The sequence below is a fragment of the Thalassobacterium maritimum genome (assembly GCF_031127805.1).
Classification (GTDB): domain Bacteria; phylum Verrucomicrobiota; class Verrucomicrobiia; order Opitutales; family Coraliomargaritaceae; genus Thalassobacterium; species Thalassobacterium maritimum.
Genome location: NZ_JARXHW010000029.1, coordinates 1 through 14,975, shown reverse-complemented (window position 1 = coordinate 14,975; position 14,975 = coordinate 1). Strand labels below are relative to the sequence as shown.

Annotated in this window: 9 protein-coding genes; 8 read left to right on the top strand and 1 reads right to left on the bottom strand. The window is 53.7% G+C overall.

Annotated elements, in window-relative coordinates; translation table 11 throughout:
• The first annotated feature begins 11 nt into the window (after positions 1 to 11).
• The 7 genes from QEH52_RS12460 to QEH52_RS12430 all read left to right on the top strand — a co-directional run bounded on the left by QEH52_RS12460 (position 12) and on the right by QEH52_RS12430 (position 11,674).
• Entirely contained in the window at positions 12 to 1,175 is a 1,164-nt protein-coding gene (locus tag QEH52_RS12460) for a substrate-binding domain-containing protein (RefSeq protein WP_308950864.1), read from the top strand.
• A 42-nt stretch (positions 1,176 to 1,217) separates the two neighbouring features.
• Positions 1,218 to 4,160 carry a discoidin domain-containing protein gene (locus QEH52_RS12455; RefSeq protein ID WP_308950863.1) on the top strand — a complete coding sequence of 981 codons (2,943 nt, stop codon included), beginning with the start codon at positions 1,218 to 1,220 and terminating at the stop codon, positions 4,158 to 4,160.
• 31 nt (positions 4,161 to 4,191) lie between these two features.
• On the top strand, positions 4,192 to 5,562 hold the full coding sequence (locus tag QEH52_RS12450; protein ID WP_308950862.1) for a family 20 glycosylhydrolase: 1,371 nt from the start codon (positions 4,192 to 4,194) through the stop codon (positions 5,560 to 5,562).
• Positions 5,559 to 7,493 carry an FAD-dependent oxidoreductase gene (locus QEH52_RS12445; RefSeq protein WP_308950860.1) on the top strand — a complete coding sequence of 645 codons (1,935 nt, stop codon included), beginning with the start codon at positions 5,559 to 5,561 and terminating at the stop codon, positions 7,491 to 7,493. Before QEH52_RS12450 ends, QEH52_RS12445 begins: the two co-directional genes overlap by 4 nt.
• Position 7,494: 1 nt before the next feature.
• Positions 7,495 to 8,361, top strand: coding sequence for a carbohydrate-binding family 9-like protein (locus QEH52_RS12440; RefSeq protein ID WP_308950858.1), 867 nt, complete (start codon positions 7,495 to 7,497; stop codon positions 8,359 to 8,361).
• A complete protein-coding gene (locus tag QEH52_RS12435; protein WP_308950856.1) occupies positions 8,361 to 9,548 on the top strand; it encodes a Gfo/Idh/MocA family protein in 1,188 nt (395 codons plus the stop codon). Before QEH52_RS12440 ends, QEH52_RS12435 begins: the two co-directional genes overlap by 1 nt.
• 92 nt (positions 9,549 to 9,640) lie before the next feature.
• Positions 9,641 to 11,674, top strand: a complete 2,034-nt coding sequence (locus QEH52_RS12430; protein ID WP_308950854.1) for a sodium:solute symporter family protein — start codon at positions 9,641 to 9,643, stop codon at positions 11,672 to 11,674.
• A 284-nt stretch (positions 11,675 to 11,958) separates the two neighbouring features.
• On the opposite strand, the gene QEH52_RS12425 is transcribed toward QEH52_RS12430, so the two are convergent.
• Complete coding sequence (locus QEH52_RS12425; RefSeq protein ID WP_308950851.1) at positions 11,959 to 13,842, bottom strand: FAD-dependent oxidoreductase; 1,884 nt, start codon at positions 13,840 to 13,842, stop codon at positions 11,959 to 11,961.
• Between the two features lie 75 nt (positions 13,843 to 13,917).
• Between QEH52_RS12425 and QEH52_RS12420 the strand changes: the two genes are divergently transcribed.
• Complete coding sequence (locus tag QEH52_RS12420; RefSeq protein ID WP_308950849.1) at positions 13,918 to 14,808, top strand: helix-turn-helix transcriptional regulator; 891 nt, start codon at positions 13,918 to 13,920, stop codon at positions 14,806 to 14,808.
• Positions 14,809 to 14,975: the final 167 nt, after the last annotated feature.

Sequence of the window (14,975 nt, the reverse complement as noted above, 5' to 3'; positions counted from 1 at the left end):
AGACCTATAAAATGGCTATATCAGATACAGTAGATGCAGGAGATGATGGGACTACATCATCAGTTAGCACGCCGGAACGCAGTCGGGTCGTGAAGTATATAAATAAACTGGTGCGCCAGCGGCATGGGGGGGAGCGCTTACCCTCGGTTCGGCAGATTAGTAAATCTTGCCAAGTGAGTTCTGTCACAGTTCAGGCGGTGGTCGAGGATCTGTGTAATCAGGGAATCATCGAAACGCGTCCACGGCGTGGTATCTTTCTCTCTGAAAGCAAGTCCAAGCCGCGCGCTGCTCAAGTTGACATCCTCTTCATCACCAGTAATACGCGCGCGCTGGATGCGGACACGACTGAGGTTGAAACATTTCACCCGCAACTACTACACGAATTAGCCAGCCGATGTGGGCAGGATTTGCGCAGCACGCGGGTGCATGTGGTCTTGGGCAGTGCCGCGGATGACGAATTGCATGATCTGATCAGCCGGGTGGACTTTCAATCCTGTGTGGTCATTGGTATGCAGGATGCCCATGTCAATCAGGTCTTGCAGGAGCATGAGGTCAGTTTTGTGCACCTCTTTCCCTCGGCTCCGGTGCTACCTGAATTTTGTGTTGCTGTGAATAATGAAAAGTTGGTTCGTACGCAGTTGGAGCATCTGCAGGAGCTGGGCCATCGTAAGATTGGTTTATTTGCGCGTTCTGATGCAGCCGCCTATCACCGGGACAAGGCAGAGCGCCGCATGTGGTACTATCGTCTAATGGCGGAGGCCGGCCTACGTGTGGCACCACATTGGGCGCCTGAATTGAGCTATCAGCCAGCCTCTGCAATCGAAACGATTCAGTCGGCACTGGCGGATCCCGCAGATCGGCCCACGGCTTTGATTGTGGATGACGGTTCATTGCCACTTATTTATCAGACCCTTCAAGGTTTAGGACTCACTCCGGGGCAAGATATTGCCTTAATGGGAACGGATGGTCTGCCTATTTCGGCAGGCATGCACCCTCGGGCGACGTCACTGCGTATCGGTTTGGGCGAGGCTGCTGCACTTGCATTAGACATGTTAGATAGTCGGGCGCAGGACGCTAATTATACCACCGAATGTCGCTGGGCACCGATCGAACTTTTGCCGCGTGAGACGTCCTGCCCGCCTCCTGCCTCTGCCAGTCATTCGTCTACAGATTAAGGCAACGTCTCTTTGTTTACTAATTTAAATCAGGTAATATCTATGTTCTATTCTCTACGAAAATTCTTATCGCGTGCAGTCTGTCTTTGGGCGGTCATGTGCGCGCCTGTTCTGGCTCAGGGGCAAATTGCAGTACCCTTCATAGATTCGGCTTACCAGATCGACGCTACGTTCTCCGAGTCTTTCTGGGATCAGCTGACATGGCAGGACTCGTTTCATTCATTGAAATCGGATTTGCCGCCGCCTGATCCGACGCGATTTACTGTGGCGGTTACATCCGACGCATTGCTAGTGGGCATCTTAGCCAAGGTAGATAAGAGCCTGTCGGTAGGAGAGGGGAATCAAGCGACAGCTGCAAATCCAACTTTGGTGGGTTATGGCAAAGAACCTGGCATTGAGTTATTCATCGCACCCAGTGCGGATAGAGATCAGTATGGTCAATGGTATATCACCACTGCAGGTTTGGCCAACGACATTTGGCGAAAAGCTGGCACCGGTGCGGGTGGTTTGACTGCCTGGCGCAGTCAGGCTGAGGTGGTGTCGCGCGTGAAAGATGGTTTGTGGTATGTGGAAATGGCGATCCCTCTGGCTGCATTGAAGTATAATCCGGAATCGATCGCGCAAGATTGGCGTATCATGCTGGGGCGTGTGCACCCTAAGCAGGCGGGGCGACCTGTATCCTATAGCACAAATGCACCGCTTTCGGATAATTTCCACGAATTGGCGAACTATGTGCCAATGCAGATGGGGCATGATGGTCTGGAGGATTTTCTCTGGAGCGTCCGGCCGGTCAATGAAGGCAAAGTGATTCAAACTACGAATGGCGCGCTCGAGTATCAGATTGAGATTGAAGCGGGACGCCTCGGAAAGAGCGACTTCAAGTTCGGAGAGCTTCATATCGATGGTAGCTTGGAGACGAGCGCTGGCACGGCTCAAGCATCGCGCGTGGTTTCGATTGATTCTGCGAAGCCCACATTGGTGCAGCTGGCCTTTACTTTGCCCGCAGAGAAGGCGCCTCAAACAGGGATTCTAAAATTAAGTTTAGCTGCGAAAGAGGCTTCCGAGCGCTCGCTGGCTCTGCATGTGCAAGATGTCTCCTTGGACTTTAAGCCAATCTCGGTGCAAATCACTCAACCTGCTTATCGTAACAGTGTATACGCCACTGAATCAGTCGATGCGATTGAAGCACAGGTAGCGGTGGCAGTCGCGGCTGAAGATCTTCGAGGAGCCCGCTTGTCGGCTGCACTTTATGCACGCGGTCAAGGTAAGCCCCTGGCACAGCAGGCGCTTGAGATGACTTCCCTGCAAAGTGCTTTGAGTCTGAAATTAGATCAAGCGCTCGCAGTCGGAGCCTATCAGCTGAAGATTCGTGTGGAGAAAGCAGATGGCACCCAGTGGGAAACAGAAGAGACGATCCGCAGTCTACCTCGCGCACCTTATGATGAATGGCGGATTGATGCCAACAAAGTGCTTCGTCGCAATGGCGAACCCTTCCTTCCCTATGGTTGGTTTGGCTGGAAGACCGCTGCAGATCCTGCCACCGAGGGCGTGAATGCTGTGCATGTGTATCACCTGCCCAATCAGGGGATTGAGAAAACTTTAGCGTTTATGGACCGCATGGCAGAGGAGGGCGTAGTCTGCCTGGCAGACCCTTGGCCGGCCGCTTTGTATCGTAAAAATCAGAAAAAGCCTCTGTCTTTATCAGAAGAGGAGCAACTGCGACAATATGTGCGCCGCCTGCGTGATCACAAAGCACTCATGGCCTACTATATTTACGATGAGCCGGAGTTCGTACCAGTGCTTCCCGAGCGATTGAACCGTGCCTATGAAATTATTCAGGAGGAGGATCCCTATCATCCCTGCATTATTTTGAATATGCAGTTCGATGCCATTGACCGCTACGCAAGCTCGGCTGACATTATTATGCCCGATCCGTATCCTTCCTTCCGTGAAAACATGGGGCCGATCTCCGGTATTGTGAAGGTTGGCAAGCATCTAAAAGAGGCCGCTCGTGCCGCTGCCGGACGTCAGGCTCTCTGGATTACACCACAGGCATTCGAATGGGATGCGCAAACACCAGCGGCGCGTGCACCCAATTTTCTCGAACTTCGTAACCAGCAAGTGCAAAGTATTGTGAGCGGTGCGAAAGGCTTCATGTGGTGGATTTATGGACGCCAGCTGAATGATAAGAACCTGGAGCTTGGCATGCCCTTCCTTGCCCGCGAGGCGCGTTTGTTAAAGGATGCGATACTCTCTGCCGACATCGAAGAAGAACTGCAGGTGAGCGCGGACGATACTTCGCATCTCCATAGCGCCGTTCGTCGGGTGGGGCAGCACATTTTTGTCTTTGTCGTAAATACCAGCCCAGAGCCTATGGGACAGGTGAACTTTTATCTCCCATCTTTAGGCACCGGGCCGATGCAGCTGGTATCTGAGGAACGCGACCTGCGGGTGGGCAATGGTAAATGGCGCGATACATTCGACGGCTATGCCTCGCATATCTATACGACCGATCCACAGTATGCATATGGTCAAACAGTCACCGCGGTGCAACGACGCATCGACGAAGCTGTTGCAAAGCTGGATAAGCCTGCGAACCTGGCCTTCCGAGGTCGTGGTGCTGTAGTCGAAACGTCACCACATCTTGAATACGGTGCCTATCCGAAGCGTCTCAATGATGGCTATGATGGGCGCTGGTGGCAGGCCAATCAGGATAAGAATCCGGCTTGGATACAGATCAACTTCCCGACCGCGACAGAGGTGGGGCGCATTGTAGCAGTCAGCAATGCTAGGAGCTATGAGGTGCAGATCCAGGATGGCAGCGAGTGGAAAACTGTGGCCAGGGGAGAGAAGCCGGCTAACACGCCTATGGTGGCCCCATTCACGCCACAGACGACAGATGCAGTCCGACTCCTGATCCATTCTGCAGGTGCCCGTTCATGGGACAAAATTACGGTGCAGGAGATCGAAGCGTATGCCAACTGATTTGATAGAAGCGCCCATTCCGGCAGCTCATATGAACACGCCATTACATACTGTTTATTCGACGCAGACACCTGCGGTCGATCGACGGGGTGTGCACTTAGACCTGAAGGGGCTGCCGCCGACTTTTGAGCGCCTCATGGACTTGGTGGAAGTGTTTGCTCAGATGCGCTTCAACATGTTGGTTGTCGAGTGGGAAGACATGTTCCCGTGGTCATTTGATCCCAGCTTGAGAAATCCTTCTCACTATACGCGCGAGCAAGTTAAATTGTTTGTGGCACGCTGTGGAGAACTCGGCATTGAGTTGATTCCATTGGTTCAATGCCTGGGGCATCTTGAGTTCGTGCTGCAACATGAAGCTCACCAGCACCTCGCGGAGTCCCCGGACTTTGCAGATACCTTGAACCCCTTGCATCCTGGTTCGGCGGATCTGATTATACGCATGCTGGATGAGGTGTTATCGCTGATGCCAGGTGTGAAGCATTTCCATTTGGGAGGCGATGAGGCTTGGTCTTTTGGTACCCATCCCGATTCTAAAAAGTATATCGCGGAACACGGTAAGAACAGTCTGTATCTGCAGCATGTTCAACCGATACTAGACGCCCTGCGTGGCCGTGAGGTTCGTCCACTCCTGTGGCATGATATGATGATGGACTGGCCCATTGAGTCGCTACAGCAGATTGGAGCACAGGCGGATCTCGTCGTTTGGGGCTATCGTGGCACACCTGCTATGGGAACACATCATCATCGAACCCCGGTGCTGGATCATTTGCGTGCCGCGGGTATTCCGATTTGGGGGGCTTCCGCGTATAAAGGTGCCGATGGGCCCTTTCGCGATCTGCCCAATCAGCAAGCCCGCTTGCTCAATCATGTCGGCTGGATGGACGTCGCAGAACCCTACAGTTTTAAGGGGCTAATTGCCACTGGATGGTCGCGCTATGCCAGCGGTCGCGTGCAAGTGGAAGCCATCGATGCCTGTCTGCCTGAACTCGCCATGGCCAGTCTGATCTTCTATAATGGGAGCTGGTCTGAAAACGGTTGGGAAACTTGTGATCAACTGTTGCAGGATGTGGGAGAATTGGAGCGCTCGCAACGCTTACGTCAGCACTTTGAGTCTGCGGATGCAATGCGTGAAGAGGCCTGGTTGGCCGCCCGACAGCTCAAGGAGCAATTGGCCGGCATGCAGGTTGCCCCCGGCCTACCTTCCGCTGGAACAAACCGGATCTTATGGGACTTTTTTCTAGATTTGGTCCAGCGTACCGAGGCACACAGTGAGCAACTCCCAGAACTTTTAAAGGGGCTCGTGTGTGCTCCCTTTATTGACTCTTACTACCGAACTTGGGCGACGGCATTGCGGACCGAAGCTGATACCATCAAAGCCCGCTTAAAGACTGAAGAATTATGACAACTATTGAAACGACCTCGAGCCTGCTAAACTGTGATGTCTGCGTGGCAGGCGGTGGCCCTGCTGGAGTGCCCGCCGCGATTGCTGCGGCAAGAAATGGAGCCAAGGTGATACTTTGCCAGGATCGTCCAGTGCTGGGCGGTAACGCATCGAGCGAGATCCGTATGCATATTGTCGGTGCCGATGGTTCGGGCAAGCGTGGCAGTGCCCTAGCCACCGAGACGCGCGAGGGGGGGATCATCGAAGAAATTCGCTTGGAAAATGCCATCCATAATCCACAGCGCTCAGCTTCCATGATGGATTTCATACTGTTCGATATGTGCCAGCGGGAGCCTAATCTGACATTGATGCTCAATACCTGCGTCACTGCCGCGCAGGTCGAGTCGGGTGTCATTCGTTCCGTCACGGCAGAGCGCCAGAGCACAGAAGATATCTTTCAGATACATGCCAAAGTATTTATTGATTGCACCGGCGACGGGCGTCTTGGCTTGGAGGCGGGTGCTGAATTTCGTGAAGGCCGCGAATCCAAAGCAGAGTTTGGCGAGTCGATGGCGCAAGATGCACACGACGATAAGCGGCTAGGTTCCTCACTGCTCTTTCAGGCTCGCAAGCATGATAAGCCGATGCCCTTTACCGCTCCATCTTGGGCAAAGCGTTTCACCGAGCGCGAGTTGCATTTGAGAAATCACGCCGCCGCGGGGGATACTGATTGTGGTTTCGATTACGGCTACTGGTGGATCGAATGGGGCGGCTGCTTCGACACCATCAAGGATAACGAAATGATTCGCGACAAGCTACTGGCCATCCTGATGGGTGCGTGGGATCACGTGAAGAATGGAGATCCCACCGATCCCAATTATCCAAATCCAGATTCTCATGGCGCCAGTCATTGGGCTCTAGACTGGTTCGGCTTTGTTCCCGGCAAACGGGAAAGCCGGCGCTTTAAGGGCTTACACACTATTACTGAACTTGATGTGATGGCTGGCAGTGCCTTTTCAGATGCCATCGCTTATGGAGGTTGGCCCATCGATACGCATCCTCCGGAAGGCACCGATGCGATCGACGAGCGACCTGCGGTTCAGCACGAGGTGCCATATTTGTTTGATATTCCACTCAGCGCCTGTGTCAGTTGCAATGTCCCGAATTTGATGTTCGCAGGCCGTAACATTTCGGCCACACACCTAGGCTTTGCCGCTACGCGAGTGATGGCGACCTGCGCTGTAATGGGGCAGGGGGTCGGCGTGGCCGCAGCGTATGCGGTGCAGCAAAATCAGCAGCCCAACACCTTGCCTCAAAATACGGTAGCGATGCGCGCGATCCAGCAGGAGTTGTTACGTGAGGATGCCTATTTGATCGATCCATTGAATGACGATCCACGCGACCTTGCTCGCAGTGCAAAGCTTTCGGCCAGTAGCGAACAGCCAGAGGGCAAGGCGGAGAATGTGCTATCGGGGCAGACTCGCGCCACTCACGGGCCTAAGGGCGTTGCGCCCCAGCGTATGCGATCCGGCGTACACCGCTGGATGAGTGATCCCGCCAAAGGTTTGCCCGCATCTCTCGAACTAAGCTGGGAACACGCAGTCAATATCGGCGAAGTGCAGCTGATCTTCGACACTGGACTGCACCGTGTGCTGACACTCAGTATGAGCGGTGGCTATACCAACCTTATGCAGTGGGGGCAGCCACAAGAAGAGACCGTCGCCGCCTACAAGATCGAAGTGGAGCGCGATGGAGTTTGGCAGACCTTTGCGGAGGTGGAGGGGAATTACCTACGCCGTCGCTGCCATACTGCAGAGGAAGTCGTGAGCAGCTCACGTTTGCGTCTGACTGTGCTGGCAACACACGGCCTAGACCATGCGAGACTGTGCGAAATCCGCGTCTACCCCGAGCCTGCTCCCGGCTTTTTGCAATCAGCTGGCACCGAAGCTTAAAATGGGCGAAGCAAGTAAGCAGTCTGTTAGAAGCCCCTTTGCCGATGGCGCGCTCCATCGCGTTTTGCTGCTGTGGGCGGCGCCTGTGCTGTTGACGCTTGGAGGTTGTCACACTGCAGACATCGCCTCGGTGCCTGTGCCTGTGCCGCCTACACTGCTCGCGTATTGGACCAGTGAAAGCATGAGAATGGATGGTCAGCTGCAAGAATCGGTTTGGGCGCACGCGCAGGCTTACCCACTTAGCTTTTCCCTCGCTGACAGTCCAGCCGCCAGGCCGCCGACTGAAGCTGGTACTGTGCGGCTGGCTTGGGACGCTGAGTGCCTCTATGCCGCATTTGAATTTCAAGATTCAGATGTGATTGAAGAGGGCGATGCGGACCAACTGCAGCAGCAAAGGACCGGCGATGTTGCGGAACTTTTCCTAAAACCTGTCGGCGCATCATGGTATTGGGAATTCCACGCGACTCCGCGCAGTCGCCACAGCGCATTCTTCTTTCCCAGTCGTGGCCGTGCTGGCTTACCCAGTAATTTTGATTATCAGCTAGCGCTTGAGACCGGGGCCAGGGTCGAGGGCACGCTGAATGAGTGGAGCGATCAGGATCAAGGCTGGACGGTGGAAATTGCCATTCCGCTACGGGAGCTCACCGTGCAAGGCCACGCATTCGATCCTCGGTCCGGATACCGTGTGTTGGCTGCCCGCTACAATTATGCGCGTATTTTGCCTGCTCCCGAACTGTCCTCCGCGCCACGACTCCCGCGCACCGCTTTCCACGACCACGACCACTACGGAATCCTGCTATTTCAAGATCCGTCGAATGGCGTGGGCACAACTCCAAGGCCATCCTCGGCTAACCAGAAGAAATTATAATGAATGACCCAAAAGAATTGAGACTCGGCTTGATCGGCGCGGGTAGGCGCGGTGCGTTTGCTCAATATATACATCAGCCTGAAAACCATGTATACCTGACCGCCGCCGCCGATACCGATGCGGCGGCGCTGAAAACCTTTCAGGAAACCTTAGGGCACGACATCGACCTGACTCTGGATTATCACGAATTGCTCGCTCGACCCGATATCGATGCTGTGATGATTTCCACGCCTGATGATATGCACGAGGCGCAAGCCATCGATGCTCTGGAGGCAGGCAAGAGCGTCTACTTGGAGAAGCCCATGGCGATCACAATCGAGGGCTGCGACCGAATCCTTGAGACTGCGCGCGCCAACAAGGTCAAACTCTACGTCGGCCACAATTTGCGCCACTTCGCAGTCATGCGGAAGATGAAAGAGTTGATCGACTCTGGTGCGATCGGCCAGGTCAAGACCGCCTGGTGTCGACATTTCATTTCGTATGGTGGTGATGCCTATTTTAAAGACTGGCACGCCGAGCGCCGTCGGACGACGAGCCTACTGTTGCAAAAAGGGGCACATGATATCGATATTTTGCATTGGCTCTGTGGCGGCTATACGCAAACCATCACCGCCATGGGTGACTTGTCTCTGTATGATCAGATCACTGATCGGCATGCACCTGAGGAAAAGGGCGATGCATACTGGCATATGGAAAACTGGCCTCCTCTATCACAGAAAGGGCTGAATCCTGTGATTGATGTTGAGGACATCAATATGATGTTGATGCGCTTGGACAATGGCGTTCTTGCGACGTATCAGCAATGTCATTACACGCCAGATGCTTGGCGCAATTACACCATCATTGGTACCGAGGGGCGCATTGAGAATTTTGGAGACATGTCGGGAGACTGCGTGGTTAAGCTGTGGAACAAGCGCCACAACTACCAAGCAGAGGGCGATGCCGAGTTCGTGATTCCTGAGGAAGCGGGCTCGCATGGTGGGGCAGACCCCAAGATCATTGCCGAGTTCATTCGCTGTCTGCGTGATGAGGGCGGTCCCACCATTACCTCACCAGTGTCGGCTCGCTATAGTGTGGCCGCTGGTTGCAAGGCGACGGAGTCCTTACGTAATGGATCTCGCCCCGTCGAGGTTCCGCCATTGTCGCAGGAGCTGGCAGACCATTTTGCTGCCTCGTCACAGCCTTAGCGCTGATGCAGGGTTCTATGCGAGGGGCCCCTCGCCAACATCTTCTATTTTATTCACTACGCGCTCAATTGTAAGCGATTTAAACAAACACCATGTTCCCACTAGCTCTCTCCAACCTCCATCCAGTGGACCTCGGCATTATCGGAGTCATTCTCGCGGTTATAATCGGTTTTGCCATCTACTCGCAGCGTTATACGCGAAGTGTGGCGGACTTCCTGTCGGCAAATCGTTGTGCCGGTCGCTACCTGTTGACGGTCGCTTCAGGCTCGGCAGGTATGGGAGCTATTTCAATCGTAGCGACTTGGGAAAAGTTTTATCAGGCGGGCTTCACAGCCTTGTTCTGGGGGCAAATGTTGGCACCGCTCGGCTTGCTGATGGCACTCTCTGGCTGGATCATCTATCGTTACCGCGAGACACGGGCGATGACTTTAGCTCAGTTTTTAGAGATGCGCTACAGTCGCCGCTTTCGCGTCTTTTCCGGGGCACTGTGCTGGGTTAGCGGTGTCTTGAATTACGGGATCTTTCCCGCCGTGACGGCTCGGTTTTTTATCTATTTCTTAGGTTTGCCCGTGCACATGTGGACGCTGCCAGGCACGGGGATTGAGCTGAATCTCACCCTCGGCGTGGTGATGGCTGTGATTTTGATTTCGGCCTTATTTGTGACTTTGAGCGGAGGCCAGATCTCGGTGATGGTCACAGATTTTATTCAGGGGCAGATCAGTAATATCGCCTTTCTTGTGCTGCTGGGAGTGATGCTCTACATGTTCCCGTGGAGCACTATTGTGGAGACTCTGATGCAGGCACCGCCAGGGGCGTCGAAATTAAACCCCTTCGATACCGGATCGCTGCCAGACTTCAACCCCTTATTCTTTTTGATTCTAATGTTCCTCACGGTCTATAACTATATGGTCTGGCAGGGGAGTCAGGGCTACAATGCCTCTGCCACCAGTCCACACGAAGCAAAGATGGCAGGCATTCTCGCTCAGTTTCGCAGTGGGGTTACCTATTTGCTGATTCCGCTTGCAGCCATTTGCGCCTATGTGCTGATGAACGCTCCGGTGCATGAAGCGGCCACCCAAGCCACGCAGGCGACTTTGGATGCCATTGGAGATCCTCAAATGGCCAAGCAAATGACCACGACGGTTGCCATGTCGCAGATCCTGCCGATCGGGGTGATGGGCCTGTTGGCCGTTGTTATGATCATGGCTTCATTGGGCACAGATACGACGTACCTCCACTCATGGGGGAGTATTTTCGTGCAAGACGTATTATTTCCGATTCGCCAACTGCGCGGGCACGAGGATCGATTGACTCCAGAAACTCACTTGCGTTGGTTGCGCTGGTCGATTTTCGGAGTGGCGGCTTTTACCTGGTGTTTTAGCATGATCTTTCCGCTCAAGGAGTATATACTCATGTATTTCCAAGCCACAGGAGCGATCTTTACCGGTGGCGCGGGAGCGGTTCTGATCGGTGGGCTCTACTGGAAACGCGGGACCACATCCGGGGCATGGGCCTCCATGATTGTAGGATCCTTTCTCGCGGTCGGTGGCATTCTCACGATTAACATTATCTGGCCCAATGCCGTGCCGGCTTTGCAGAATGCTTTTCCCGCCAGCGAGTGGATACAGGCACTGCCAGAAAAGTTCTGGTTGAATGGAGTGCACATGGCCTTCATCGCCTCACTCTCTGCGACGCTTACCTACGTGGTCGTGAGCCTGCTCTCGCCGGACCCACAACTAGACATGGACAAACTACTCCATCGCGGCGCCTATCAGGTGAAGGCTCCCGAGGGGGCCGACCACTTTGCACCCGTGCAAACCGGTTGGCGCGGACTCTTGCCCGGCGCTGAATTCACACGCGGCGACCGCATTATTTACTATTTAAAATTAGGCTGGGTCGCCTTCTTTTTCTTCAGCTTCATCAGTATTTGTGTCTGGCAACTCTTTTACAAATGGCCGGATCGTTGGTGGGCGAATTGGTGGCTCATTAATCTCATCCTGACCGGGGTGACGGGGACCCTCACCACAATTTGGTTCCTGATCGGCGGCTATTTTGATTTGAAGGCGATGTTTGCCCGCCTGTCGACCATTCAGCGCGATGCTGAGGACGACGGCACGGTGGATTAGTCGAAGCCCGGTTCTCAGAACAGAGCTTAATGCTGTGCGGGTTCCTTTGCCTTTAATTCGGGGAAGTCGATTCCTGCGACGATTATTTTCCAGATGCGTATTCTGACGGAGATCAATCTTTCCCTGTTACTGATCTACTGCATGGAGCCGGTGGCTCACATGCAGGCTGGAACCAAGCTGCGAAAGTAGATGAGTTGGCGGATGCCTATGGCATGATCATAATCTGCCCGGATGGGGGTTGCCTTGTTTCTTGCGATTCGTCACCCGCGCACATTTCGATGATACTATGCGCCCACTCTCGATGAGCCGTGGCCTTTATGCTCTAGGCCGTGATCGGGTTCGGCGAGATCTTCGGCGGGCATTTCGGCAATGATATCGGCCCAGCGCTTGCCAGCGGGAGGATTTTTCGAAAGCGGTATTGCTGTGGCGGAAGCTTCTAGGCTGTAGACGCGCAACTCGCTGGCGCCCCAGGTGCTTTGGCCCGTCCAGCGAATGGCCGTTACGCTTTGTTCCACAGGTAAGATGTAGAGTCGGCGTCGGTTGTCTTTAACTGTAGTCAGTTCCACCCAGTCACCTTGTTCTGATTGGATTTCTACCGTGAAAGAACGCACCATTGTCGCAGGCACCTGCATGGCTTTATCGTTCAATCCGTAGCGACAAGGCATGCGCTTATCATCATTTAAGTTGCTGTCGAAGATTAGGCGCAGGCATTCCACTTGCTGGGGTGATTCCCATTTCAGCTCGATGGATGTTCCGATGGGGGCCGTCCAAGTGTGTGGCATTTTGTCGGTTTCTCGCTCGTGGCCGTCGAGTAGGGCGTCTATCGCTTCGCCGTTGGAGCCACTGACTTGTGCCGCTTGCATGAGCTTACTTAGTGGACGAGTCTTGCCTGGCAACCAGCAATCGTCTTCCATTAGACGTGCTTGTAGTGTTTGTATTTTTTGACTGCTCATCTCTGCTGGTAAACATTGCTGTTCCACGCAGAGTGCAGCTGCAGTGCCTACAGCTTGCCCCAATAGCGAGCAAGTGCCCATGACACGGGTGGAAGATAAGGCGGCATGTGTGGCTGAAATATTCCGTCCTGCGCAGAAAAGATTTGTAATGTTATTTGAATACAAGCAGCGGAATGGAATTCCGTAAGGCGAAGGGGCCGGGTGGAAGATGGTTGCGCTACCAGGATAATACAATCCGGCTGGGTGATGATCGTCCATACTCCAGCCGCCGTATGCGACGATGTCGTCAAATTTACCTTCTGATTCGACATCCATTTGCGTGAGAATGTGTGGGCCCATATAGCGACGGTTCTCTCGTTTGCCCGGAAGCGATCCAAGCCAGCATAAGCGCCAGTTACGTAGCTTCTCTGCCTGCGGTCCGCGATTTTTCATGTAATCCCAAATGCCCCATGCTGCTTTAACCAGCTCGTCGTAGATGTCTTCTGAGTCAGTAATCGTATTTTTCAGACCTCCGATTTCCAACCACCAGAAATTGTGGCCAAATCCACTTGCCACGCGTGAGGGGAGGTTGGATTCTTCATCAAAGACATAGGCCCATTCAGGCGGTGTGAAGTCTTGCGGCTCGCTCGTTTCTTCCAACTGCAGCAGGATGGTATTGCCCATCGTCTTTAGATCCGACTTCAAGGGGGCTATGGGCTCACCAGTTTCTTCGCGACTCTCGCGCCCCCAGCGCACTTCAGCGCCCGATAAGGGAGCTAGAATTGAATCGCCGGAGCAATCGATAAATAAATCGGCTGATATGCTGTGCCAAGTCTGAGTGGTCAATTGCCACGCGTTGACGCCGGTGATGCGATCGCCCTCCATCGTTAAATCATTACAGGTGCAATTAAGTAAGGTTGTTAGCCCCGGCGTCATCTTTGCAAATTCTAGCAGCACCGAGTCCCAGGTGGAATAGTTGCCATCGGGGTTGCGCTTGAGGTTAAGCAATTGAATTTCTTCCAAGATGCCGGTCTCTTTGCGGTGATGACCGTGAGCGCCGCAAATCCACATGCGCACTTCGGAGGAAGCATTGCCTCCCAAGACCGGTCGATCGTGGATTAGCACGACTTTAGCGCCACGCCTCGCTGCAGCGACCGCAGCGATCAATCCGGTCATGCCGCCACCAACGACGCATACATCTGTCTTAAGTTCTTGGGAATCGAGTCGAGAATTCATTCCAGCAGGATTGACTGTCGCCCTTCAAAAATCAAATGGACAGCCTATCTAATATTACACATTTTATATCAAATTGTGAACATTTCTAAATTCAACCCTTATCCCGAATACAGGCTAGAGCAGTGGAGTAGTCTGCGTATACAGTTGCTTTGGGCTTATCAGCAGCAGGGGAATTTACCGCAAGCGATCGACCTGATGGATTATCACTTTCAAAGTGCGGCACTCGTCATCAAAGGCTGGGCAAAGGTGGGGACCGACACCCAGGCCGAGCAACTGGCGAAGCCGGGGCAGTGGCTCATTTTTAAGCAAGGGCAACGGCGGCAGCAATTTAGTTCGGATTGCGAGCTACTCTCGATCGTTTATCGTTTTCAATTGCCTACGGGGCAAGCGCTCTACGATGCGGGACTGCCTTTGATCTTTGACGCGGCGGACGCACCAGGGCTTGAAACGGAGGCGCGGAAAGTGCTCCCGCTAATGGAGCGTCATGTGGCTGCGGGCTTTCTTCGCTCGCAGCAAGTTTTAGACATGCGTGAGTATATGCTTACGCAAAATGCACTACGTTCTTTTTTGTTGGAGCTTACGGCTGTCCTACATGCAAAGGGCGTGCATCCTTACGCAATGAACGAAGGCGCGCCACAGGTGGCGCAAGCTTTGGAAATTATCAATGCAGCTGAAGTTCCTGACTTAGGGAAGTCCGTAACTAGTGCTAGCATCGCCAAGCAAGTCTCTTTAAGCCTGACACATCTCGAGCGCTTGATGGTGGCCGAGACAGCGCGCACGGTCTTTCAGCATATTGATGCGCGTAAATTGCAGACTGCACAAGATGCACTTTTAGTGGATCATGATAGCATGAAGGCGATCGCCTATTCATTGGGCTTTTCCTCGCCGGCTCACTTTAATAGCTGGTTTAAAAAACGAACCCAGATGACACCTTTGCAGTTTCGAAGGCGAGGCTCCTTAGGCTGAGAGCGTTCTAGCAATCAGTATATTAAGTTGTCGGGCATAGCTGTTGTGCCAAGTGGTCGCACAAAAAGGTCGCACAAAAAAGCGGCGAACCTCCAAAGAGATTCGCCGCCAAATGGCGGGATAGACGAGACTTGTTCCGAGGCGCTTGCGCCGACAAGACCGGGCGC

Coding starts and splice junctions, on each gene's coding strand:
- QEH52_RS12425 (WP_308950851.1), bottom strand. CDS start 13,842: ATGAATTCTCGACTCGATTCCCAAGAACTTAAGACAGATGTATGCGTC.
- QEH52_RS12435 (WP_308950856.1), top strand. CDS start 8,361: ATGAATGACCCAAAAGAATTGAGACTCGGCTTGATCGGCGCGGGTAGG.
- QEH52_RS12450 (WP_308950862.1), top strand. CDS start 4,192: ATGAACACGCCATTACATACTGTTTATTCGACGCAGACACCTGCGGTC.
- QEH52_RS12430 (WP_308950854.1), top strand. CDS start 9,641: ATGTTCCCACTAGCTCTCTCCAACCTCCATCCAGTGGACCTCGGCATT.
- QEH52_RS12455 (WP_308950863.1), top strand. CDS start 1,218: ATGTTCTATTCTCTACGAAAATTCTTATCGCGTGCAGTCTGTCTTTGG.
- QEH52_RS12445 (WP_308950860.1), top strand. CDS start 5,559: ATGACAACTATTGAAACGACCTCGAGCCTGCTAAACTGTGATGTCTGC.
- QEH52_RS12460 (WP_308950864.1), top strand. CDS start 12: ATGGCTATATCAGATACAGTAGATGCAGGAGATGATGGGACTACATCA.
- QEH52_RS12440 (WP_308950858.1), top strand. CDS start 7,495: ATGGGCGAAGCAAGTAAGCAGTCTGTTAGAAGCCCCTTTGCCGATGGC.